Origin of the sequence: Haloarchaeobius baliensis, from assembly GCF_052060055.1 — an archaeon.
Lineage (GTDB): Archaea > Halobacteriota > Halobacteria > Halobacteriales > Natrialbaceae > Haloarchaeobius > Haloarchaeobius baliensis.
Genome location: NZ_JBPPFR010000005.1, coordinates 40405 through 61897, shown reverse-complemented (window position 1 = coordinate 61897; position 21493 = coordinate 40405). Strand labels below are relative to the sequence as shown.

At 57.3% G+C, this 21493-nt stretch carries 25 protein-coding genes and 5 pseudogenes; 6 read left to right on the top strand and 24 right to left on the bottom strand.

The window, feature by feature from the left end:
- Positions 1–102: 102 nt before the first annotated feature.
- Positions 103–1032 carry an ArdC-like ssDNA-binding domain-containing protein gene (locus ACSG06_RS21840; RefSeq protein WP_440992369.1) on the bottom strand — a complete coding sequence of 310 codons (930 nt, stop codon included), beginning with the start codon at positions 1030–1032 and terminating at the stop codon, positions 103–105.
- A 408-nt stretch (positions 1033–1440) separates the two neighbouring features.
- A complete protein-coding gene (locus ACSG06_RS21835) occupies positions 1441–1788 on the bottom strand; it encodes a DUF8013 domain-containing protein (RefSeq protein WP_440992368.1) in 348 nt (115 codons plus the stop codon).
- Between the two features lie 212 nt (positions 1789–2000).
- Between ACSG06_RS21835 and ACSG06_RS21830 the strand changes: the two genes are divergently transcribed.
- A complete protein-coding gene (locus ACSG06_RS21830; RefSeq protein ID WP_049987710.1) occupies positions 2001–3326 on the top strand; it encodes a hypothetical protein in 1326 nt (441 codons plus the stop codon).
- Positions 3327–3441: 115 nt separating this feature from the next.
- A complete protein-coding gene (locus tag ACSG06_RS21825) occupies positions 3442–3747 on the top strand; it encodes a putative quinol monooxygenase (RefSeq protein ID WP_004054295.1) in 306 nt (101 codons plus the stop codon).
- 97 nt (positions 3748–3844) lie between these two features.
- Here the strand turns inward: ACSG06_RS21825 and ACSG06_RS21820 are convergent.
- The 4 genes and pseudogenes from ACSG06_RS21820 to ACSG06_RS21805 all read right to left on the bottom strand — a co-directional run.
- Positions 3845–3997 (bottom strand): annotated as a pseudogene (locus tag ACSG06_RS21820) (DJ-1/PfpI family protein); the annotation flags it as partial.
- Positions 3957–4448: pseudogene (locus tag ACSG06_RS21815) on the bottom strand (DUF6610 family protein); the annotation flags it as partial. The pseudogenes ACSG06_RS21815 and ACSG06_RS21820, both read right to left, overlap by 41 nt.
- A 123-nt stretch (positions 4449–4571) precedes the next feature.
- Entirely contained in the window at positions 4572–4838 is a 267-nt protein-coding gene (locus ACSG06_RS21810; protein ID WP_440992367.1) for a hypothetical protein, read from the bottom strand.
- Between the two features lie 8 nt (positions 4839–4846).
- The gene (locus ACSG06_RS21805; protein ID WP_049987713.1) at positions 4847–5266 is read right to left on the bottom strand and encodes a hypothetical protein; all 420 of its coding nucleotides are present in this window, start codon (positions 5264–5266) and stop codon (positions 4847–4849) included.
- 165 nt (positions 5267–5431) lie between these two features.
- Between ACSG06_RS21805 and ACSG06_RS21800 the strand changes: the two genes are divergently transcribed.
- Positions 5432–6052, top strand: a complete 621-nt coding sequence (locus tag ACSG06_RS21800) for an SDR family oxidoreductase (RefSeq protein ID WP_049987714.1) — start codon at positions 5432–5434, stop codon at positions 6050–6052.
- 158 nt (positions 6053–6210) lie between these two features.
- On the opposite strand, the gene ACSG06_RS21795 is transcribed toward ACSG06_RS21800, so the two are convergent.
- The 3 genes from ACSG06_RS21795 to ACSG06_RS21785 form a co-directional block, all read right to left on the bottom strand.
- Positions 6211–6576, bottom strand: a complete 366-nt coding sequence (locus ACSG06_RS21795) for a DUF7568 family protein (RefSeq protein WP_081927556.1) — start codon at positions 6574–6576, stop codon at positions 6211–6213.
- 130 nt (positions 6577–6706) lie between these two features.
- The gene (locus ACSG06_RS21790) at positions 6707–7006 is read right to left on the bottom strand and encodes a hypothetical protein (protein WP_257300914.1); all 300 of its coding nucleotides are present in this window, start codon (positions 7004–7006) and stop codon (positions 6707–6709) included.
- 54 nt (positions 7007–7060) lie between these two features.
- Positions 7061–7282 carry a DUF8129 domain-containing protein gene (locus ACSG06_RS21785; RefSeq protein WP_049892641.1) on the bottom strand — a complete coding sequence of 74 codons (222 nt, stop codon included), beginning with the start codon at positions 7280–7282 and terminating at the stop codon, positions 7061–7063.
- A 523-nt stretch (positions 7283–7805) separates the two neighbouring features.
- Here ACSG06_RS21785 and ACSG06_RS21780 point away from each other — a divergent pair.
- Positions 7806–8489 (top strand): hypothetical protein, encoded by a 684-nt coding sequence (locus ACSG06_RS21780; protein ID WP_049987715.1) that lies wholly within the window; start codon positions 7806–7808, stop codon positions 8487–8489.
- A gap of 228 nt (positions 8490–8717) precedes the next feature.
- Here ACSG06_RS21780 and ACSG06_RS21775 read toward each other — a convergent pair whose 3' ends face one another.
- The 12 genes and pseudogenes from ACSG06_RS21775 to ACSG06_RS21720 form a co-directional block, all read right to left on the bottom strand.
- Positions 8718–8936, bottom strand: coding sequence for a hypothetical protein (locus ACSG06_RS21775; protein WP_089736530.1), 219 nt, complete (start codon positions 8934–8936; stop codon positions 8718–8720).
- 70 nt (positions 8937–9006) lie between these two features.
- A complete protein-coding gene (locus ACSG06_RS21770; protein WP_440992366.1) occupies positions 9007–10641 on the bottom strand; it encodes an MBL fold metallo-hydrolase in 1635 nt (544 codons plus the stop codon).
- 201 nt (positions 10642–10842) lie between these two features.
- Positions 10843–11124: a helix-turn-helix transcriptional regulator gene (locus ACSG06_RS21765; protein WP_257300613.1), complete on the bottom strand. Its 282-nt coding sequence runs from the start codon at positions 11122–11124 to the stop codon at positions 10843–10845.
- Positions 11125–11219: 95 nt separating this feature from the next.
- Positions 11220–12098: a M48 family metalloprotease gene (locus ACSG06_RS21760; RefSeq protein WP_440992365.1), complete on the bottom strand. Its 879-nt coding sequence runs from the start codon at positions 12096–12098 to the stop codon at positions 11220–11222.
- A 98-nt stretch (positions 12099–12196) separates the two neighbouring features.
- Positions 12197–12520, bottom strand: a complete 324-nt coding sequence (locus tag ACSG06_RS21755; protein WP_257300612.1) for a DUF8069 family protein — start codon at positions 12518–12520, stop codon at positions 12197–12199.
- A gap of 5 nt (positions 12521–12525) precedes the next feature.
- Positions 12526–12804, bottom strand: a complete 279-nt coding sequence (locus ACSG06_RS21750) for a DUF7389 domain-containing protein (protein ID WP_257300611.1) — start codon at positions 12802–12804, stop codon at positions 12526–12528.
- Between the two features lie 155 nt (positions 12805–12959).
- A pseudogene (locus ACSG06_RS21745) lies at positions 12960–13845 on the bottom strand (IS1595 family transposase).
- A 116-nt stretch (positions 13846–13961) separates the two neighbouring features.
- Entirely contained in the window at positions 13962–14525 is a 564-nt protein-coding gene (locus ACSG06_RS21740; protein ID WP_257300610.1) for an ArsR/SmtB family transcription factor, read from the bottom strand.
- Positions 14526–14561: 36 nt separating this feature from the next.
- A complete protein-coding gene (locus tag ACSG06_RS21735; protein WP_257300609.1) occupies positions 14562–15146 on the bottom strand; it encodes a hypothetical protein in 585 nt (194 codons plus the stop codon).
- Between the two features lie 81 nt (positions 15147–15227).
- Positions 15228–16478: an IS4 family transposase gene (locus tag ACSG06_RS21730; RefSeq protein WP_257300621.1), complete on the bottom strand. Its 1251-nt coding sequence runs from the start codon at positions 16476–16478 to the stop codon at positions 15228–15230.
- A gap of 283 nt (positions 16479–16761) precedes the next feature.
- On the bottom strand, positions 16762–17865 hold the full coding sequence (locus ACSG06_RS21725) for a hypothetical protein (protein ID WP_440992364.1): 1104 nt from the start codon (positions 17863–17865) through the stop codon (positions 16762–16764).
- A 463-nt stretch (positions 17866–18328) separates the two neighbouring features.
- Positions 18329–18493 (bottom strand): annotated as a pseudogene (locus ACSG06_RS21720) (ISH3 family transposase); the annotation flags it as partial.
- A 53-nt stretch (positions 18494–18546) separates the two neighbouring features.
- On the opposite strand from ACSG06_RS21720, the gene ACSG06_RS21715 reads away from it, so the two are divergent.
- Entirely contained in the window at positions 18547–19182 is a 636-nt protein-coding gene (locus ACSG06_RS21715) for an IS6 family transposase (protein WP_440992363.1), read from the top strand.
- Here ACSG06_RS21715 and ACSG06_RS21710 read toward each other — a convergent pair.
- Complete coding sequence (locus tag ACSG06_RS21710) at positions 19109–19969, bottom strand: ISH3 family transposase (RefSeq protein ID WP_440992401.1); 861 nt, start codon at positions 19967–19969, stop codon at positions 19109–19111. The genes ACSG06_RS21715 and ACSG06_RS21710 overlap by 74 nt on opposite strands.
- 38 nt (positions 19970–20007) lie before the next feature.
- Here ACSG06_RS21710 and ACSG06_RS21705 point away from each other — a divergent pair, with 38 nt between their 5' ends.
- The gene (locus ACSG06_RS21705) at positions 20008–20208 is read left to right on the top strand and encodes a hypothetical protein (RefSeq protein WP_440992362.1); all 201 of its coding nucleotides are present in this window, start codon (positions 20008–20010) and stop codon (positions 20206–20208) included.
- Between the two features lie 26 nt (positions 20209–20234).
- Here the strand turns inward: ACSG06_RS21705 and ACSG06_RS21700 are convergent.
- Together ACSG06_RS21700 and ACSG06_RS21695 are read right to left on the bottom strand one after the other, a co-directional pair.
- Positions 20235–20354 (bottom strand): annotated as a pseudogene (locus ACSG06_RS21700) (DUF955 domain-containing protein); the annotation flags it as partial.
- 55 nt (positions 20355–20409) lie between these two features.
- A complete protein-coding gene (locus ACSG06_RS21695) occupies positions 20410–21411 on the bottom strand; it encodes a DUF6610 family protein (protein WP_440992361.1) in 1002 nt (333 codons plus the stop codon).
- Positions 21412–21493 lie beyond the last annotated feature (82 nt).

The window sequence follows — 21493 nt, the reverse complement described above, 5'->3', positions numbered from 1 at the left end:
TCTTGGGACCGATCGAAACACGCAAGGTCGGACGCCGGACGAATTAACCAACAGAGTGGGCTAGTACCCCAAGGCGTTGGTTAACAGCCGGGGAGGGGGTGTTCAGCCCTCTACAATTGTGTCGATAATCTCCTGAGCGGTCGAACTGATCCGCCCGAGCCGCTCCTGAATGCTCTCCGCATCGTCGTCCTGCCACGCGGCAAGATAGAACGCTGACCCGCTCGTATCCAGGTTGAAATACCGCCCGACGATGTACGCAACGGCTTCCGCTTCGACCTCGCGTTTTGCGCGTTCGGGCTCGTCGTCGCCCTCGAAATGGAGCAGCGCGTGGGCATACTCGTGAATCAGCGTCACCGCGAGATCGGCCTGATTTGAGCGGGCTTTCGCTTCGACGACGGGCTGGCCCTCGTGGAGAGTCCGGTGTTTGCAGACGCCTTTCGCGTCGCCATGCTCCCACTCGGCAGCGTCGACGACACGGACGTCGATATCGAGAGTAGTTGCCGCATCGAGGAGTGCTGGCACCAGGTCGTCGGCGTTACCTGTGGCCTCGGTTTCCAGCTCGGGGAGCGGTTCGCCCTCGGTTTGAGACACATCGAAGACTGCCGTTGGTTTGAATCCAACCAGTCCTTTCGACCACTCCTCGGGCGATGTCTCGTCGTAGTCACAGTCGCTTTGCTCGTGGTAACTCGGTGAATTCTCGCACTCTGGGCACTGCTTCGTAATAATGGGTGCCCAGATCCAGATCGCCTGTTCACCTTCTTGGACGTGCCGGTCGAACTCATTTCGCCAGGTATTGTAGCCCGCAACGCGGGTCGCCTCGGGACACTGGAGCTTGATCAGGAGTGTGTTGCGATGTGAGTAGTCATGGAACCGGGACTGAACGTCGAGCCACTCCTGGAATTGCTGGCTGGCTTTCGCCTCGTCGACATCAACGACGAGCTCGTCGATCCAGTCTTCGATGGTGCTGTGCATCTCGTTGTTCCGTGTGTCGGTTTCCTCGAACGAGACCGACGTCTCACTGGCAGTCAACATGGATTGCATCACGTCGAGTACGACGGCGCTGCGTCAGGTCAGGACGCGCCGCACCCCTCGGGGGCGCACAATAAACGACGGCGCGACTGCGGGGTTTATGTCGGGGTTGCTATCGGAGGCTGGGATTAACAACCAGTGCGACACAATCACCGGGAGAATGGGTCTCGTCGAAACGCTCCGCGGGGTCGTTGGGACTCGCACGTCCAGCCCGTCTACCCTGTATGAGTGCCGACACTGCGGAACGACCCTTTCCGAAGACGCCGAAACGTGTCCGACCTGTGGTGGAGAAGACGTTGTGTGCTACCAATTCTAAGTGAATGTTATTCTATCTGAACAGGTTGCGGTCAGACTCGTTTCTGTTCGAGATAGTCTCCGGTCAAACACCCCACAGTGTGAATGGGGGATCGGTTATCGAAGCGCTGTCTTCTCGTCAGCGAAGCCGACCGCGACGAGGTACTCGAGGAACTCATCGAACTGCTCCACGTCGCTGGGCGTGTCGGTCGCGAGGTGTCGCGCCCACTCGGTGGCCCACTGGAACGCGGGATCAGTCCCGCCCTTCCCGTGGATGTACCACCAGCGAGCCGCTTTCAAGACGACGAGCGGGTTCGTCGGCGGCTGCTCACTTGCGAGTCCGCGAGTGATTGACCGGATCTCCTCGGGAACTTCGGCGGGCTCGACCTCGCCGGATTGTGTGTTCGTGATATCGACTGGAATCGCATCGATCGAGACGTCGTTCACACGTTGTTGTTGACTCACGGGAATTCACCTCAGTCTGAAGACTCGTTATCGAGCCTTCGCCCTCTTCGGGGGCTCGAAAAACTGGACGACGGCGTCACACCGGCAGGAAGAATCCGCTCAGGGTTACGGAGTGACTCCGTCGCACCCTGTCATAGAATACGCTCGTGCCCCTCTTGGGGTGGTGTCTGCAACGGGAGTGAAATACCACCCTCTCTTACTGGCCACTACTCATGCACGAAACCGAAGAAAAGACGCTGAACAGCCTCGTACCACTCGGTCTAATTCATGCGTTTCAGAGTTGGTTTCGCGGGTTTCAGGGCCAGCGGGTCGGAGACCCGCGGCCCTGTCCGAAGTGCGGTGAAACCACGGTCTGGAAGAACGGCTACCGAACGGATCGGCTCTTCGCCATCCTCATCACCGAGGATGGCTTCGACGAGATCACTGTCGAGATTCAGCGGTATCAGTGCTCCGAGTGCAGACATTCCTACGATGGCGATATCGGGGAGCTGTTCTACGAGGACTGTGAATACGCCAAACCAGTCGTTGATCTCTGCCTGTTCCATGCGGCGAAGAATCCGTTCCACGCGTGCGAACGGATTCTTCAGAATCAGTACGGTCTCCAGGTTGACCGCGATACGATCCAACGCTATGCCGAGCTGTTCGGCGACGAAGTCGCCGAGCAGCACAGCGTCACGATTGCCGGCTGCATCCTCTCGATGAACTTCCTCTCGCTGTTGTTCGGTGTCAGCACCGTTGACGAACTCAAAACCGAGTTCGCCGACGAACTCGCTGCCGAGGACATCGACGGTCTCGTCGGGGTCGCCGACGAGACCTATCCGGCGAAGAAGGGCGCAAAGAAAGACCTCTACGAGGAAAATATGCGCCGGAAACAGGAGGGAGAAAACCCGAAGAAGTGGCCGGAAGGGTTCACTGTCGGATGTTCCTATCTGACTCAGCTGGGTTGTTTCGCCGGACTCCAGTGTCGGAACACCGCCTTCGCGCGAGCGCTGGCGCTCGCGCTCGTCTTCCCGCTCTTGGGTGTGGATTATTGGCTCACCGACGACAACGACTGCTACAACGACATCTTGCCGGATCGGGTGAAGTGTCTCGTCCACAAGCTCCGGACACGCGCTCGCAGCGACGAGCGCGTGTCCGAACTGCACGAGGCGGGCGAGTTAGAGGAGTTGCGGGAGTATCTCGAAGACGAGTACGAGACTGCGTACGAGGAGATAGTGGCGACACTCCGTGAGGAGCACCCATCGTTCTGGGACGAGGACGAAGAAGAGTTCAATGGGCCAGTGAGTACGAATGCAATCGAAGGGGGGAACTGGCGGCTGAAATACGGCCTTGGAGTCCCGTACGCGCGGTGCCATGCGGCACGCGCGCGTACATCGTTGTTGGCGCTGCGTGAATCGATGTCGACGTTCACAAACGGCGAGCCGGCGGAGAGCTTCGCTCACCGCCACGGCTCATTTAGCTTTGAGCAGGTGTTGGGTGAGTCCTCGACACAGCCGCTACCGCCCCGGAAAGAAGATCACGTAACTCAGGCGGCGTAAGAATCGGAAGGAGGAAGCAGCGGGTAAGGCTCTGCGTTTCACCCGAGTACTCCTCAGCACCTGAGCGTCTAGCATAAATAGTTATGTGAGTTGCGCACCTACCTACGGACTGGGTATGACCGACGCAAACGTCGCCCTCCTCGTTCGACTCCAAGCACAGTCCGGCAAAGAATCCGATGTCGAGGAATTCCTCCGTTCGGCACTGCCGATGGCCGAGGAAGAACCGGACACCACCACGTGGTTCGCGCTCCGCATGGACGATTCGACGTTCGGCATCTTCGACACCTTTCCGGATGAATCCGGTCGGGAAGCGCATCTCTCGGGCGAAATCGCTGCTGCCTTGGAGGAAAACGCGGACGAGCTGTTCGCAGAACCGCCGGAGATAGAAGAAGTCGACGTACTGGAGGCCAAACTCCCCTAACATCTGAAATTGGACAGACAGAAGCAGCAAAGACGAATCTCACATCTCGTTCACGAACGCCGGACGTGGCGATGGACCCTTTCGCGCTACCGCGCCGTTAGTGGCGACCTTCCTCGAACTCCTCGATGATTTTATCACAGAAGGCGGGGATGTCGTCGGGCTTGCGGCTGGTCACCAGTCCCTCGTCGACGACGACTTTCTCGTTGACCCACTCGCCGCCCGCGCCAGTCCACAGGGTCGGAGAACTCGTGGGCGAGTCGATCAGCGTAGCCGCGCGAGTAGCCGACGACGAGGTCATCAGGGATCGCGTGAATCGCCGCACGGCACTTCGGGACGATCACGAGGTCAGCCGCTGGATAGCTTCCCTGAATCTCGCGAGCGGCAGCAACGTATTCGTTGACCTCGTCGACGTCGTAGGCGTCACCGATCACGCCGACCTGTGGTTCGTACTCGAAGAAACGCTCGACGTACCGATCAAGGTCGGGATTGCGAAAGTCGTTGTCGAGCATCCCGACTGGCAACTCAAAGTCCGTGTACTGCTGTTGTTGGTAGGTACAGTCCTCACGAAAGCCCGTGAGAAAGCCGAGTCGGAATGCGTCAAGCGCGAAGGGAACGCGGTGAAGGAACGCTACGTGGTTGGCTTGCCGGGCTGCCGTAATTTCGTCGGCGATGCTGCTGGTCGTACTCGCTGTGAGTGCCATCTCGAATCACCCAGAGGATGCAGGGTTGATCGCCCCGCGCCCGCTCTCGGGGCGAGAAAAAACCAGCAGCAGACGCCAACCTTAACCAACAACATCAGATGACCGTTCCTGATGTTGGTTAACTCACCGCTGATATCGTGCCTCAAGTGGTTCGATCTCTCCGGCGTGGACGAGACTCGTCTGTGAGTCTGCCTCTTCGTGAAGCAGATCGACGAGTGCAAACTGCGCGCAGGCAGTGAACGAACATTCCTCGTTCTGACACCAGACGTCGGCGTAGGCGATGTCGGTCTGCTCGCCTGCATAGACGGGTTTCCCAATACCAAGCTGCGAGTCGCAGCCGTCGCGAGGGCAGATCGGTTCGATACGCGTGAATGTGGGCGTGTCTTCCATTGAATTCATCAGTAAGGGTCGTAGCTCGGCGTGATATCGCCGGTCAGGACGCTGCTCTCGATGGCGTTGCTCTCGCCGCCTTCGAGGTCGATGATTCGATAGACGGCGTCGCCGCTCCACTCGCAGTCTTCATCGGAACACTTCGCGCTCGCGTACGCGCCGTTCTCGTTGTTCAGATGGACACTCAGGAGATCGAGACGCTCGCTGCAGAGCGGACACTCTGCTGGCACCTGCGCGTAGCGATACCCCGTCGCGATGGTGATGTCGTCCTGGTCCACTTCGACGCCGTGGCGCTCCCCGATTCGGTCACGGACTGCTACGCGAAGATCGTCCAGGAGTGCATGGCGCATTTCCTCATCGACGGGTAGCTCGACGCCGTCGACGGTGATCGTCAGCCGGTACGCTATCGTCTGGGTTGTATCGTCCATTCTGGTCACCTCTGGGGGCACATTCGCCTGCGCCCGCGCCCCTCTCGGGCGCTCAAAAACTACCTCGTGAAGGGCCGGTGGTGGTCTCTGATGACCGCTCTACCGGATCAGGAGCTTCCCCGAGTACGAATTCTTTTGGCGCTATCGCACGTCCGTTACGACGCCATGAACGTACTCATCGCAGGATCACACGGCGGGGTCGGCCAGCATATCACTGAGGTGCTGAGCGAACGCGATCACACAGTCCAAGCGATGGTGCGTGAGGAGTCACAGGTCTCGGAGATGGAGGCCTTCGGCGTCGAGGTGGTCGTCGCGGACCTCACCGAGGACGTATCCACCGCCGTCGACGGAAGCGACGCGATCATCTTCGCGGCGGGGTCTGGTGGCGAGGACGTCGAAGGCGTCGATCGAGACGGTGCAATCAGGCTAATCGACGAAGCCGAAGAGCACGGTGTCCCGCGCTTTGTCATGCTCAGTGCGATCAATGCCGACAACCCTGAGGAGAGTCCCGACGCGCTTCGGCCGTACCTCGAAGCCAAACTGGCGGCTGATGAGCATCTCCAAGCAAGCGAACTCACGGAGACGATCGTCCGACCAGGGGAGTTGACCAACGAGTCCGCAACCGGGCGGATCGAGGCAGCCCGTCGGGTCGAACGCGGCCAAGTCACCCGCGCCGACGTTGCCCGCACGCTCGGTACCGCACTCGACACGGAGAACACCTACGGGAAGACCTTCGAGATGATCGAAGGCGACGAACCAATCGAGAGCGCGCTCGAAACCGTTTGATCAGATTCGCCTTCCTCTGGCGCTGGTGCGACAGCCTCTCTGCACACGTCGCCGACTTCCTCACAGCGAACGGCATCGGCATCATCCCGAAATTCATCTTGGAGGGACTATTCTATGACACCTTCCGCTAACGAGCACGTGTCCTTCCGAACTCTCGTTCAGCGTTCAGGGCCGTAGATGATTGCTGACCGGCTTTCGTAGCCGCACTCTCGACATTCGAACCACCGTTGGACTTTCGCGCCGTCAGCACTCTTCTGGCCGACGACGACGTCGTCGATTAGACACTCTGGACAAGGTAACTCAGGGTGGGGTCGCTTTCGGAGTTCATCGCGAAGCGAGGTAGCTTCTTTCGTCTCGAATCCGCGCGACCACACCGGGTAGCCGTCGACGAGGATCGCGGCACGCCACTTGTGGATATACGAGTCCGGCGCTCGGTGAAACACCGCGTGCGCGTTGGTCTCTGTGTTGCGATACGCTAGCTTCGGGGTACGGCTCTCACGCGTCCAATTTGTAATTCGTGGCATGGGTACTGATGCCCCCGCGTTCGGGAGGCTCGCAGTCGCTTGATTCGGGGATTGACTAGTCTCGCGAGTCGATATCTCGCTTCTCACCATCACTTACCCAACACAGCCAGTCGAACGAACTGGTTGTTGGTTACTCCTCGAAGAGACAGCGATCGGATGCATCGTCGCCGGCGAGCGTCTGCTGATCCTCGGTAGTATCGGCGAAGAGGTTCGACTGATCACTCTCGGACGATTGTTCTACCTCCGGACGGTCGTCGACGCCGAACTCACTCGCCTCGGGCCGATCGAGCCGTGAATCACGGTCGCGATGGTCCACGTCCGCACCGAAGTCCTCGAGGGAGGTTTCGACGCTCGTCTCGGTCACTTCGAGCTGGCCATCGTCTCCGAAGGCGGTCTGCTGTTGAATCTCGATTTCCGGTCGATTGCTCATGTGAATTGAGCCTCCACCCACTGGAGGCTCCGAAAAACTTCCACGAGCGTTGTCTCAGCCCTCTTCTTTGCGGAGTTCGCTGGCTCTGTGTTCGAGACGCCGGAGAATCTGGACCCGATTCTGGTGGGTGTTCTCGTAGGCAACGCAGGCCCGCAGCGTCTCCATGTCGTGAATCGTCACGATGCCGGCGTTGAGAAGTCCCGTATTCGATGGTTCGAGACGCTGTTCCGGTGATAGGCCGCTCGATTCCGTGGATTGCTCTGAGGAGTTGCTCACTGAGTGTCGCCTCCGCTCCTGCTGAGGCGACGAAAAAACAGCGCCGGACTGAGAATGTCAGAGAGTAGTTTGTGCATCCTCGTTTCGCGTCGTGTGGCGAATAGGCTGAACGCTCAGTACAGGAGCCTTGCATACCGATGTAGAGCGCCAACCCACCTCCGTAATGTCAGAAAACACGCACAAGATACAGAGGATGTAGTCAGCAGGAGGGGTTACTGACCACGTCACTCCACCATTCGTACCTCTTTACTCTACACCGTTGGAATGCGGTTCATCATTGAGTTCTCAAATTCTTCGACGGTCCCGTGCGACCCACCTGCATGGAATCCCACTATATGACCGACGAACGTCCGCACCGAGTCGTTGCCTTGCCCACCCAGCACGGAGATTCATCCCAATATGACCACTCTGGACGCTAAAATAGTGAACTGGATCCAATTCGTACACACCATCAAAGGGTAAATCTATCCAAGTTCCAAATCACCATTCGAAAGCGTTTTACTATAAGGTGTGTATTCACCATATGCACATGGATAGATTACTTGAGGACCTGCGGGCCCTATTCCGTGAGGTATCGGTGTACCGGCTCAATTTGGTCTACCAGGACGAAGAGGAAGATCAGTCCGAGATGACACAGGTGGCGAGGCGACACGAAGAAGTTACCATCTCTGACTGGGGGCTCCGGCATGAAGGACGGCCACTGATCGACTCGGATGTCGAAGCTGGCACCGAGGTGGCTCCTGCTATCTTTGTCGAAGAGTATCGAGACGACATCACAGGAGAAGTTGACTGGAACGCTGTCCGCGATGTCATTCACACCCGCTATGATCACGATACCAAACACAAAGCTGGAAACGCCAAAGGCTGCATCCGCCGGTTCCTCTTCGAGGTTGAGGACGGCGATGTCGGACTTATCAATGGTACAGACGGGACGATGCTCGCAGTGTTCACCGGCCCAGCTCGTGTGCTGGCCGAAGATACCCCACAGCGAGATATTGACGACCACCATACCTTTGTCCGGAACATACGCTTCCTGCGTGACGAGAACGGCGAGGTCATCACATTCGACAATAGTGACCTTCCCAAACCGTTGAAGCCCAATCAACTGACGATTACAGAGGTCAAGCGTGACGATCTCCGGACCGTGCTCACGCAGGCCGAAGCGCTCATCGCCCTCGCATCCACGGCTTCCTTAGCCGACGACTGAGGGAACTCACCCCGAGATTGCGTTTGTCATCCCGATTTAATTTCTTCCATTGAGTCGACTCTGGGCGTTCTCTACGGAGATTGTAAGACCGATACGCGCCCTGTATCTCGCACATCTTTCGAAACACCTCATTGAAACGGAAGAAATTTTCCGTGGGCAATACGCAATCCTACCTACCGGCTGTTTCACCGCAGATGGTGTCTGACTAAGAGGGTTTCAACAGAGCCATTAATCCGTAATCCGGAGCTGGTTTTCGACACGGTAGAGGTAACCCCGCATCTCGAGAACTTCGAGTGCTTCCCTGGCATCAGCAGTACTGAACCCTTCGGCCTCAAGTGCTTTGAGCGCAGATTGCTCTTCGATCCCCGAGGAATCGTCTATCGTGTCCTGGAGTACAGCGAGGGCCTCCTCTGCGAACGGGGGAATCGGAGTGGAACCACCGTCCATGTACCTAATTGAGTCAACATTGTGTCTGCAATGTAGTAGGGATACCGACTCCGGCAGTGAACCCGTGGGGTCAGTCGGGTGTGTTCTGGAGTCGAATCGTCACGGTGTCCCCATGAGAAAGGCGCTGCGCCACGTCGTCCGGATTGCTAAGACGAAGGAACAGATCCCCGTCGCCGGCGTCGACGACGCGAACCTGATGAGTCCGGTACCCTGCATCATCTCTGTCGGTGAGAGCCTCTTCGAGCCGGGAAAGCCGTGACTCGATCTCGTCGACGTGCTCGAGAATATCTGAATCCCCACCTTCGACCTGAAAATCAGTATTCTGGGTCGCTGATTCCGACTTCGATAGTTCCGGGGAGGATTGCTGAAACCGGGTCCTGAGCGCGGAGACATCGAGGCCCTCTGCTTCGAGACTGATTTTACCGCGTTCGACATCGGGCTGTGCTCCCTCGGTGTCGATGTATGAGCCGAGGCTACTCCCGTTTCCATACTGCTGGCTGCGAAGCCGGCGGGCGACACGGTCCTTCACCCACGGTGGTGCCACCCACGTTCCGTCCTCGTAAATCGTGTATTCGTCCCGGTCGGTGGTTGCCCACACAAAGCTGTCGTAGCGGTCCTTGTACCGGGAGAGCGCTGGTCCGGACTGGTGCATCATGACGAGCTGTCTCGGGGCAAGGTCCTCGACGAGGCCGTCGACAGCCGCCTCTGGTGGATGGTTGCTGTACTGGAAGCGCTCGACAGTACAGCCCGCAGACTCGACCGCCGAAACGCTCCCGCTCGTGAGCTGTACCAGCGTCGCGCCAGCGTCGTCCTGGATACGATCGAAGAACTTCGCCGCGCTCCCCTCGACAGGGACTTCTGGTCCGGCGATGGTCACAGCGCCGGGTTCGAGGATTGCATCTGCATCGTCGAAGGTCGGAACAGACGTTACAGTGGGATACTCGTAACCGAGGGTCTCGTACAGTTTCGCGGCATGCCCGGTAATCGAGACTGCAGGCGGATCGATGTCGACCGTATCGAGTTCGGCCAGAAGTGCGGTCATGTGAACCCCGGCTAGCCCACTGGCCGTGACGAGCACGGTCGACCCGGCCTGGACGCGGTCGAGAATCGTCTCGACGGCGGCTGTGAGCTCGCTCTCGAACTCCTCGTTCGTCGCTCCGGTCAGGAAGACGGCGTCGGGCGAGAGCGTTGTGGGAAGACCGGGATATCCGGCGGCGGGTCGCTGCGTCCAGTCTCCGGTCGCGAGCATCGTTCTGGTCTCACCACCGTCGTCGAACCGAATCAGAAACCCGGCTGCACCAGGGGTGTGTCCGGCTGGAACGGGACGAAGTTCGATATCGCCCAGGACCAGCGTCCAGTCCGAGATCGGTTCGAGTGCGTCGACGACAGCGTCGACGTTCGAGATGTCGTAGTTCGTTGCTGCTTCGGTCAGGACCGTGTCGAGGATGGCCCCCGTCGGCTCGGATGTGTAGACTGGAGCGCCATCACACAGGTTCGTGCCCAGGGTTGCGTAATGGTCCAGATGGGCATGTGTGAGGACGATCGCTGTGAGGTATTCATCGTCCTCGAGTAGCCCGTTGACGTCGACGTCTGTGCCTGAATCGAAGAGGATACACGCTGTTTGATCGGTCACGCCCCCCGAGAGTCGGACCAATACCGACTCGTGCCCAGAGTAGGGGTTCGCGTGCTGGAAAGAGACCTCCATTACACCTATTTTGTCCCTAGTCGTGATTAAAGGTATATCCAGAGTTTCTGAATCTGTATTTTTCTCCGCAGATGCCGTACGTGGACACAGAGAGTGAGTCAATGAGGGTCTTGCTGAGTATCAGCGTGCCCAGAGTCCGCTCCCAACCGAGACTCAGAAAGTACCTGTCGATGCCACGCTCCGTTGCTCGAATCCTCACGCTCAGGCCGAGGGAGCGACGTACTGCTCTTGCCACTCGGTCCGATCTTCGATCTCACGTCGCCCACGCCGAGTGAGCTTGTAGAAGTTCGTCCGCCGGTCGAGTTCGCCCTTCTCGACGAGACCTTTATCGACGAGCGTGTCGAGGTTGGGATACAGTCGTCCGTGGTGGATCTCTGTCTCGTAGTAGTCTTCGAGCTCGTCCTTGACGGCAAGCCCTTTCGGGTCGTCGAGGCCAGCGATGACGTAGAGCAGATCGCGCTGGAAGCCAGTCAGATCGTGCATCGTGCCACACATTAGCACTCGCTGACAAGTAAAGCTGTCGAGGTTGGACGAGTGCCGTGCAGGACCCCACTGATCGGCCAGTTCAGGATGGGCAGTTACTGTGTCAGTTCGACCGCGTCGATGATTTCCTGCGCGGTATTCACGATTCGCTGCAAGCGGTCCTGGATTGTTTCGGCGGACTCGCTCTCCCCCGCAGCCACGTAGAACGCACTGTTGGAGGCATCGAGCCCGAAGTACAGCGAGACCACGTGGGCCGTACTCTCGGCTTCGACCTCGCGCTTCGCCCGTTCATCCTCGTCGTCGACGTCGAAGTGCAGCAGGGCGTGGGCGTATTCGTGAGCGAGGACGCTGGCCACCTGCGCGTCGTTCTCGACGTCTTCGACCTCGACGAGCAGGGAGCAGTCGTACGTGCTGCGCTCGGTGCAGACGCCTGCAGCGTCGCCATGGGTCCATTCCTCTAGTGGAACGAGATTCACACGGACTCCCAGCTCCGGTGCAGCCTCGAGGAGCGCGTCGAGTAGATCGCCCTCACTGCCGTCGCCGTGGGCGGTCGTATCGAGCTCCGGAAGTGGCTCACCGTCGGTCTGGGAGACATCGAAGACAGGGACAGGTTTGAATCCGACCAGCCCTTTGTCCCACTCCTCAGACGGCGTCTCGTCGTACTCACAGTCGCCACTGGCGTGGTAGGGCTGCGAGTTCCCACAGCGGGGGCACTGCTTCGCGATGATGGGTGCCCAGATCCAGATCGCCGACTCGCCCTCCAAGACGTGTCTGTCGAACTCGTTTCGCCAGGTGTTGTAGCCGGCGACCTTCGTCGCCTCGGGGCACTGGCGCTTGATCAGGAGCGTGTTTCTGTACGAGTAGTCGTGGAAGTTGGACTGGACGTCCAGCCACTCTTGGAGTTCTGCACTCGCGCTGGCTTCCTCCGAGAGCCTGGCGAACTGTTCGACCCACGCTTCGAGCGAGTCGTGCATCTCGTCGCGACGGGTGTCCGAGTCGTCGAAATGCGTCCGTCTCGGGTCCAGGTTTTGCTCACGGTGTTCTGTCTCTGTCTGGCAGGTGTTTTGCGACATCAGAATGCTCCGAGAGGCAGTTCGAGACGCCCCTCACCCGCCAGGGGGTTGACAAACAGGCTCAGTCCCTCGAAGCCGGCAAGCCAGCCGCGATGGAAGTACGCGAGACAGATCGCAGACCGAAAGGTCCGGTCAGTTGGTCGGTGGACGAACTGTTTCGCCCGGGGGAGCGGTTCGACGACACCGGCGTCGATGAGCGAGTTCACGACGTACTGTGCGTCTGACTCCGCCAGCTGAAGGGGCCTGATACAGTCTCGGTCCTGTGCGAGTTGGCGTCGTTCGAACTGCTCGTAGCTGCCGCGCTCGGGTGGATAGTCAGTCATGGGAATTACTCGTCTTCGTCGACAGCCGGATCGAACGCTTGGGCTGCTTCTGCGAGCCGGCAGAGTTTCGGGAATAGTTCGTCGATATCGGTCTTCGCCTGCTCGACCGTCGGAGCGTTCACTTTGCACTCGAGGCGGTCCTGGTCACGGGTACCAGTACCGCGGGTCAGTGAGATCTTGACCGAGGCTCCAGTTTCGGTACGTGTGACGTGTTCTGTTGCGTCGAAGTCGGCTGGAGGTTCGGGCTGCTGTTCGGCTCGGTCTGCGTCTTGTTCGGTTGGCATCTGAGGTTTCTCCCTCACCCCTTGAGGGAGGGATAAATTGTTCGTTCAAGAAGATTCATCCAGTGGCTCTGAGTACGGGAGTTTGAAATCGGAAATTGGTGCGTACAGGTGAACCAGATATCGGTGACGCTCTTGTGAAGTACATTGTTGGTGAGTCAGAGAACTGCTCGGACGATCTCTTTCAGTGCCTCTCGACCCGGTTTGCGGAGGATTTGTCGCCGAAGCTGGAACGGTCTGAGATACGCTGTCAGTTTGTCCTTTGAGACGCCTCGGTGCGGCGAGAGCCACGCGTCGCTGGCGCGACGGTGGCTCTCGCAGGTGATCACGTGCGCGTCTCCATCAACGTACTCGCCGTTACCGTGAATTACTGATTCTCGGTGGAAGCTCTCGTCATCGTCGAGTGGACCGTAGGCCCGAAATCCGTCAGTATAGACGGTCAGCGACTCCTTCTCGCGGTTGCCGAGAAGGAGTCTCACGGTCGCTTCGTCGGCGGATTTCGCCGGGACGACGTATCGCTGACCGCTGCCGCGATTAACGAGTGTGAACACCGGTGGCTTGTACCCCCTCGTACGTTCCTTGTCCGAGTTTCGAGAGGCCACGTGAGCGCGACTCTCGGTCGCGCTCGCGGCCTTTCTTTCCGGCAGAGACGTAGAACTCGTCGATCTCGCTCGGGCCAACGAGAGAGATGGCTGGCACGTCGAGCGTTCTGGCGAACTGCTCGACGCGCCGGTGAAGCGAGCGATACGAAACGTCGAGTTCAGCGTCTAACTGGCGGATACTCGTGTTGAACCGGAGGAACGAGTAGAACGCGAACAAGAGCTTGTCGAGGCCGATCTTCGCGTGCGCGAAGATCGTGCCGGTCTTGTCGTTGAACGTGCGGTCGCAATCCTTACAGAGATACCGCTGATACTCTCGATAGCTGCCGTGTTTGATCACCGACTCAGACCGGTAGTGCGGGCACTGGAGGCCCTCGCGCCAGCGAACCTGCTGGCGCAGGTTCGCGGCGCTCGCCTCTGAACTCAGCAATTCAAATGGGAACATTGCATTCGGGTGACGCTGCCGCGTCACCCTTGCCCGCTACGCTTTCACAGCGTCAGCTCTACCCGACCAACAATCTGCTTCCGAAGAGCAATCATATGAAATAGGTGGATAGAAATCTAATTTCTATATAGTCTAGTTACTACTAAAATGGCCAACAGAACCCCAACAAACCCGCCAAAAGCAAACGCGACTACCGGAGAAATCAGTGGGCCAGCTGAAACTGAACTTAATGAAATAGCGTCTTCAGAGGATTTGGACGAGAGTATCTCCGGTAGATAGTTGATAAGCAATTTGAAACCTCCGGTTGCGGCGAGGAACCCGATTACCCAAACTCCAACAATACTCAGTATACGTTTGAACGGGAGAATCGGGTTTTTTTCACCAACAACAATCACGAGTGGATCGTATTTTAACCCGTAAATTTCCATTTCGGTTCGTTTCTCAGAGTATTGCGACCCAACGGATTCAGCGATGTCCGCATCTACGAGTTTCGTCAGGTGGTAATTCACATTCTGTATACTATTGTCGGTGGCGTCAGCGATTTCACTTGGAGTCGCTGTGGTCTCAGAAAGGTACTGGACAACGCTACGGGTTGTCTCTGAGGACAGATTCTCGAGAATATTGTCTGCTGCATCGTCCGTTATCTGGAGTAAATAAGCCTTATCATTCGAATTCGCCATGTTGGGTTCTAACTCTAGATTTCGCATCCGTCGTGATCAGGTATTCCCCAAAACCGCTACCGTGAAATTCCACGTGAAGTCGCCGTAGGACTCCTCAAACTGATACTCACCAATGGGGACACAGATGTCGTCGTCGTTCCGATAACTTCCCCACACATCAAGTTCAGTAGCGATAGATTCGCCAGCATCTAGCGTCACTTGATTGAGAACCGACGGCACGACGTACTCAGTATCGTCTGAAATGGTGGGTTGCCAACAGCTCTCAGTCACAGGGTCGTATCTAGTATCGAGAGGCAGCAGCATCAACCCAGGGCTCTGGGTTTGGCTCAGCTTAGGGGTGAACGGAGGATTTGTGCCGAAACTGAACGTCCGCGGATTCTTGTCGGTGTTTTCGAATACAATCCGGAGCCTGGCTGGATGCTCCGCAGTGATTTCTTCACGTGATGTCGTAGCTGATAGCGTGACCGGTACGTCATTCGGGAGGTCACGCTGGTCGATGACACTAACCCGCTTATGATCTGGCATTGAGGTCCTCATATCTGAACTATTACTTGATGCCGCACCAATACATCCAGCCGAAAGTGTGGTTGCTACCAGTGAGAGGGCAGTTCTTCGTCGCATAGAAGTTACTACTACTGTGACTTACATATGCTTTCTGTAGCGTTAAAACAGCTTTTAACCCACGGAGGCATTCGTCTTTAGCTAAGCCTCACACCCCGGTTGTATAGCCGTAGCGAGCGTCTCCTGTATGATCGGTCGTTGCTTGTGGATCTTCTGTGCGTCTTCGATCAACCGCTTCAACAGTGGTGGTGGCGAGTAGCCGAGGTACTCACCGAGTTCATGGAGGATGAGCCGGGCGTGCGACCGAAAGGTTGTCGCCCAGCGTTCCGGCGGAAACACGATCTCGACATCGGCGTACTCGGTGACTAGATTCAACAGATCACGGCTCACAAGCAGTGACAGCAACGCTGCGTACAGCAAAATCTCCACAGCAACAGGATTGCGTGTGTCGAACTCGTCCAGTTCGTACTGCGTCTTCAACTCATGGAACAGCGTCTCTACCTCCCACCGACACCGATACAATGTCGCTAAATCCGCGGGCAAGAACTCCTCTCTCGGCAGATTCGTGATGTATAGATGGTAGTCGTCGGCGTCCGCAACGAAGACGCCGACGACGCGGAACCGCTCTGTGTCCAACGACCGCGTTCCCTCATACTGCCCGCACTTGAACTCCGCTTCGACCTCCACGTCGATGTACTTCCGCGAGAGGGCATCGACCACATTCTGGATCTGCTTGCCTTCCAAGGGAATGGCGCGGCCGTGCCATTCCCGTAGTTCCTCCGTTGTCACCAGGTTTGCGTTCTGCTTCAACCGACTCACGAAGTAGCCGTCGTTCTCATCGATCAACGTGAAGCGGCGGTACTTGAAGTACGCGAGGTCGAATAGAACAAGTCGTCCTTGCAGCCACGACCCCGTCTTGAACAACGTGCTATCGTGCGTTTTCTCGTCGGTCACGTCGATCCGTTCAATCGTCTGGTCGGTGGCGTTATGGAGCTTCGCTTCAGCCTGCTCCTCGTGACGAGCTTGGAACTCATCAGCGAGGAACTCGTGCAACCGCAACACGGTTCCATCAGTGATCATCACGTTCCTGAATCGGTCGATATCAACGTCAACAGCGTCGGTAACAGCGACCTCGACGAGGTCGCGGAGGTACTCCGCCAACGTCGGCGTCAACCGGTGATAGAAGCCACCGGGAGAGATTGTCTCGTCGACTGTGGCGTTGTAGCAGCGTCTGAACCCAGCGAGTTTTCGACTCTCGCCTGCGGCGAAGCCGAACACGAGTGCCCACACGAGGACTGGAACCTGAAGCTTCCCCTTACGTTCGACCACGCCGAGTTCCTCGGCGTACTCTTCGAGGAACTCAGAGGGAAGCAGTGTAGTATACCGACATATAATTCTCGATGGGGAGGTGTCTGTGTGCACAGCGGATACCTCCTCATTCCTCTCGAAAAGCACCCCCGATAAGCCGCCGCAGTCACGTGGTTCGCCTCTTAGCTAAAGACGGATGCCCACGGAGGGAACGTGTAGAGGTCACTAAACATTCCCAAATATCGCCGTCTCTGTATGTTCTCTGACACCCATTAGAATGGATTAATGGTCTATTCTGAGTAGTCTCAACCCCGCTAAAACCATATGATAACAGAGATTGGACGTATAGTGTGGGTTCGACCCTCAGTCACTTACAGTGACCAAACTGGAATTCCGGATCGAAGTTGATGTTATGATCACTATTGATGTGAAACGCCGCGCAGCCCACGGAGTCAGCACACGGACTCGACGAGCAGGCACCAGCAGTATGCGGAGCTATGAGGGCCAGGTAATTACATCCGTTGTACGTGTACTGATGGTAGTGTGGTGCTCCAGAATCCCCATTGTCTTCATCGGTTGTCAAACGAACGTAATCGTTCGACGAAATGCTGTTACAGGATGTATTAACCGACACGTCGTATTGGTCAACTTGTCCGCTCTCATTACACGTAGTAATACCCTGTTTATAGACGGTGGTGTCCGTACCCTTGAGGTCAGCTAACCCATTCTCTGTAACGTGTCCAGCCATGATACCAGCGGTATCCTCAATGCCATTATCGAAGTCGCTAACAGCACCATTGGGGTCCCGCTCCACAATTGCCCAGTCCTGATCGAAGTCGTAATCCGCTACCGTACCGAAGGAGCGGCCACTCTGATTGACTCCGTCACCGGCAATGTTGCTGCCCGAGCAGGTGAATAGGTGAGCGGAAGTCATCATGTAGTATCTTTTGTTCCCACTGACGGTTCGAGAGACCTCACACGTCGACGTTCCACCGCTACTACCATTGGCTTCTTCGATCACCACACCACCAGGCATAATGCTGAAATCGCCCACATTGCACGTCGAGGGCTCCACTTGGACCGTCTCCTGAAGTGTTACTCCGACACCGTCGATATTACTCGGGACTGCGATATCGGCACCAGCTGGGTCGACGTATACGTCCACTGTACTTACTTTTCGACCCTCAATTTGGTCCTTCGAGGTCCCAATACCAACCCCAGTCACCCCAGCCTTATCTTCCCATTGGCTGAGTAACCTTGACCGAGCCTCGCGTGCGCGCAATTCATGTCGGTACCAGCTAGCTGGAACCTCTTTGGTAACAACAGGCGTGTCACCTGCCTTTACTGTCGTGATAGTTACTATATCGTCAGTGGACTTTTTCGCAGATCCAATTCCGACGAGGCCGATACTTGACCCACCGATACTAGCAAGGATTGTTCGTCTTGTGGGAGTTGTATTGGTACCTTTCATATTGCATATCGCTATAGTGAATGGTGATTCATAAGTCTACTGGTGCTGGCTATTGGAGATTTCCGTTCTCATTTTCGTTGTCTCGCACTCACGTCGGCTTTTCAAAACGTGACGAACAGAAGTGGTGTCGGTGACGGCTCACTTGACAGCTTTCCAGATCGACTCGATGTTGAGGGCTCCCCTTCGACATCGAGTTCACCGCTCGGCCTGGAGTTGCAAACGAGAAAATCTATGCGCGGATAGCTAACGAGGTGAGTTCGGATGATTTACCGGTGGGGGAAGAGTCAGTACTTCACAAAGCTTCCTCGCCTAGCTGTTTCTGAAGCCTGAGTTCTGTGTTGGAGCGGTCGCACTGATGGTCTTGGCGGGAGAACCATGGACGAATCGACGGAGAGTTGTCGCTGTCGGCTGCCGCCGCCGTGACAGCGTCGCCACTCACACTGCAGGTCAACCCGGCCGGGAGTTACCGGCGAAACCGGTAGTCCGGTGGCCGGTTTGCGGGGACGGCCCGACGCACAGCGAGGGCCGTCCACGCTGCCCGTCGGATCATATTGATGAACTCCTTGAACGACCACTGCCAGAGGCGACGCCCGCCTCGGCGAGGTGTCGCCACGTACTCCCAGTGCAAGGCAGTGTTCAGATAAGGATGAAGGATGAGGCGGAGCGAATTTCTAGTGATCCATGCTCGAAATCGCCCGCCTCGTCGAAGGTAGCGACTCCTTCGAGTTAGATTTTCTGGAGCGAGAAGCGACACCCGAGCCCGCAATGAAGCTCGGTATCCGACTCCATCTGGCTGGACTCTCAACCTCGGATACCGTCTCTATTCTCGATAGCTTGGGTGTCGACCGCTGTCGCTCGACCGTCCACAACTGGGTGCAGAAAGCCGATTTACAGCCCACAGATGGTGCAGACCCGGATCACGTCGAAGTTGACGAGACGGTGATCCACCTCAACGACGAACGATTTTGGCTGTACGCCGCTGTCGATCCAGCAACGAATCGCCTGCTGCACGTCCGGCTCTACCCGACGAGAACGCAGGCACTGACCGAAATGTTCCTCGCGGAACTCCACGAGAAACATCTCGTCGACGATGCGATCTTTCTCGTCGATGGAGCGCCGTGGTTACAGGCAGCCTGTCACCGTCACGGGCTCCGATTCCAGCACGAAACTCACGGGAATCGCAACAGTGTCGAACGTGTCTTTAGAGAAGTAAAGCGAAGAACAAACCAGTTCTCAAACTGTTTTAGCCACGCCGAAGCAGAGACTGCCGAAAATTGGTTGCAAGCGTTCGCCTTCGCATGGAATCAGCTAATCTGAACACTACCTGCAAATACCGCCAAGCGTTTTGTAACAGCAAGCTCACCACGACGTACAGCAGCCGTACGACCGGATTTTGTGTCGAGGTCGTCGCAATACTTTGCTCGGAGAGTCGGTAACTGGCCTCGATACCGAAGCGTTTCCCGTAGTGGTATCGAGCGTCTCGTGGTGAGTCGATGAACGGCGCGTCAGCGGCGTAACCGTGACGCGCCACCCATGTTCGTCGTACCGACCGTTCTGGTAGGTACAGTCGATGTAGACGGGAAAACTCGACGGTCCAACTGTGACCGTCGAGTTTCCCCGTCAGACTGTGTTGAATCACGCGACTGCAGTCTTCCAAGAGTTCTTGCTTGATCGTCTTTCCCCAGCGGACGATCGGCATGACGTAGGCGTGGTTGTGTGCTTGAAGCAGTGTCAGACACTTGCTGTCGTAGAATTCACGGTCAAGAAAGACGGCCTTGACGTCGAACTCAAGGCCGTCGAGGATATCAAGAAACTCTGCGAGGACACTGCTGGCGGTGTCGCCGTCTTCGAGACGGCGCACCGCCAGCGTGTAGCGTTTATTCATCACGCGTGCGTAGGCGTGAAACGTGGTATTACCACACTTCGCTTCCGAATGGTAGAGAGCGTCTGTGTCGTCTTCGTTACCGTAGTAGGGCCGCAGGTGGAGGTCTGCGCAGACCTCCACCTGCTCGGGGAGCAGTTCGACGACATCTCGTCGAAGCAGCGTGTTAGCGACTTGTTCGAGCCGTTCCGGCTCGAACTTCGTCCGGAGATGGTAGAGGATCGCGTTCGCAGAGGGTGAGTCCTTGCTGGAGTTACACAGTGTGGGGACCAGGTCCCGTCGGCGGTTGCGCCGACGAGGACCTCGTAAATGTCCTCTGCATCGATTTCAGCGTTGTTGCTAAGGTTCAGAGAAACTTCCTCGTCAAGACGGTTGACGAGGAAGTTAAGGAGTTGGTCCTCGTGGATTTCACTGTCTGCTTGTTGGGTTTTGAACACACCTTCAGCAAGCAGACGTTCTAACTAACCGGTTTTGTGAAGTACTGAGTCTGGGCGTCGTCGACGCTGGCGACGAGGTCGTCAACCCACTGTTCGATGGTACTGTGCATCTGGTCGCGTCGTGGATCGGTCTCCTCGAACGAAACCGACGAGTCACTGTTCGTAGCCATTGTTTTTACTGAATCGCGCTGCACCCCTCGGAGCGCAGAAAAACTCGCTGTGGCGTCACGCCGGTGGGAAGGATACGCTCTGCTCGCCGGCGAGTTCCTCGAGGTTGTTCCGGTGTCGGTGTGAGAGGTAGCAGTCGTAGCTGCAATACCCACAGATGTCGCCCGTGTCGTACTCGGCGACGTAGGGACCGCGCTCGGTCGTCCAGACGTTCGCGCTACACTCTGTACACGCGGCGCTCTCGGGATCGCTCGGTGATGGACCGCGATACGAAAGTCCGACACCGTCCTTTTTGGGTGTCGACTCGGGCCAGACGCCGTGTACCTGCCAAAATTCACGAATTCGGGCAAGACCGTGACGGACCGTCTTGCGAACCGTGACGTGGTCGGCGTCGCGACCGCTATCGTCCCAGCCATCCGGCGTCCAGAACTCGCCGAACTGTGCTCCGAAATGTACACCGTTCCAGTCGAGGCCGACGATATCGGCTGGTGGGTTGCCCGCCAGTGTCGGGCAGGTGAGCTGGTCGATCACGTTGAGTTGCTTGGGTGGGCTCCCACCGAGGATATGGACGCGACGGCCACGCCAGTCCACGGGGTCGGAGAACTCGTGGGCGAGTCGATCAGCGTAGCCGCGTGAGTAGCCAAGGACGAGGTCGTCGGGGACCGCGTGAATCGCAGCGCGACACTTCGGCACGATGACGAGGTCTGCCTGGGGGTAGCTGCTCTGAATTTCGCGCGCCGCGGCAACGTACTCGTTGACGTCGTCGACGTCGTAGGCGTCACCAATCACGCCCACCCGCGGTTCGCACTCGAAGAAGCGCTCGATGTACCGTTCGAGGTCGGGATTGCGAAAGTCGTTATCGAGCATCCCGACCGGAAGTTCAAGGTTCGTATACTGGTGCTGTTGGTAGGTACAGTCCTCACGAAAGCCTGTGAGAAAGCCAAGACGGAACGCGTCGAGTGCGAAGGGAACGCGGTGGAGGAACGCCACGTGGTCGGCCTGCCGTGCTTCCGCAATCTTGCCGGCGCTGCTGCTGGTCGGACGTGCTGAGAGTGCCATTTCAAATCACCCAGAAGATGCGGGATTGTTCGCCCCGCAGCTGCTCTCAGGGGGAGACAAAACAGGCAGTGGAAGCCGGCCT

Bases quoted from the DNA above. Each gene is read 5' to 3' on its own strand.
- ACSG06_RS21735 (WP_257300609.1), bottom strand. From the start codon at position 15,146: ATGCGACGAAGAACTGCCCTCTCACTGGTAGCAACCACACTTTCGGCT.
- ACSG06_RS21805 (WP_049987713.1), bottom strand. From the start codon at position 5,266: ATGGACGATACAACCCAGACGATAGCGTACCGGCTGACGATCACCGTC.
- ACSG06_RS21800 (WP_049987714.1), top strand. From the start codon at position 5,432: ATGAACGTACTCATCGCAGGATCACACGGCGGGGTCGGCCAGCATATC.
- ACSG06_RS21765 (WP_257300613.1), bottom strand. From the start codon at position 11,124: ATGCACGATCTGACTGGCTTCCAGCGCGATCTGCTCTACGTCATCGCT.
- ACSG06_RS21755 (WP_257300612.1), bottom strand. From the start codon at position 12,520: ATGACTGACTATCCACCCGAGCGCGGCAGCTACGAGCAGTTCGAACGA.
- ACSG06_RS21740 (WP_257300610.1), bottom strand. From the start codon at position 14,525: ATGGCGAATTCGAATGATAAGGCTTATTTACTCCAGATAACGGACGAT.
- ACSG06_RS21795 (WP_081927556.1), bottom strand. From the start codon at position 6,576: ATGCCACGAATTACAAATTGGACGCGTGAGAGCCGTACCCCGAAGCTA.
- ACSG06_RS21810 (WP_440992367.1), bottom strand. From the start codon at position 4,838: ATGGAAGACACGCCCACATTCACGCGTATCGAACCGATCTGCCCTCGC.
- ACSG06_RS21760 (WP_440992365.1), bottom strand. From the start codon at position 12,098: ATGCACGACTCGCTCGAAGCGTGGGTCGAACAGTTCGCCAGGCTCTCG.
- ACSG06_RS21775 (WP_089736530.1), bottom strand. From the start codon at position 8,936: ATGGACGGTGGTTCCACTCCGATTCCCCCGTTCGCAGAGGAGGCCCTC.
- ACSG06_RS21840 (WP_440992369.1), bottom strand. From the start codon at position 1,032: ATGTTGACTGCCAGTGAGACGTCGGTCTCGTTCGAGGAAACCGACACA.
- ACSG06_RS21770 (WP_440992366.1), bottom strand. From the start codon at position 10,641: ATGGAGGTCTCTTTCCAGCACGCGAACCCCTACTCTGGGCACGAGTCG.
- ACSG06_RS21790 (WP_257300914.1), bottom strand. From the start codon at position 7,006: ATGAGCAATCGACCGGAAATCGAGATTCAACAGCAGACCGCCTTCGGA.
- ACSG06_RS21695 (WP_440992361.1), bottom strand. From the start codon at position 21,411: ATGGCACTCTCAGCACGTCCGACCAGCAGCAGCGCCGGCAAGATTGCG.
- ACSG06_RS21750 (WP_257300611.1), bottom strand. From the start codon at position 12,804: ATGCCAACCGAACAAGACGCAGACCGAGCCGAACAGCAGCCCGAACCT.
- ACSG06_RS21830 (WP_049987710.1), top strand. From the start codon at position 2,001: ATGCACGAAACCGAAGAAAAGACGCTGAACAGCCTCGTACCACTCGGT.
- ACSG06_RS21715 (WP_440992363.1), top strand. From the start codon at position 18,547: ATGCTCGAAATCGCCCGCCTCGTCGAAGGTAGCGACTCCTTCGAGTTA.
- ACSG06_RS21780 (WP_049987715.1), top strand. From the start codon at position 7,806: ATGCACATGGATAGATTACTTGAGGACCTGCGGGCCCTATTCCGTGAG.
- ACSG06_RS21825 (WP_004054295.1), top strand. From the start codon at position 3,442: ATGACCGACGCAAACGTCGCCCTCCTCGTTCGACTCCAAGCACAGTCC.
- ACSG06_RS21725 (WP_440992364.1), bottom strand. From the start codon at position 17,865: ATGAAAGGTACCAATACAACTCCCACAAGACGAACAATCCTTGCTAGT.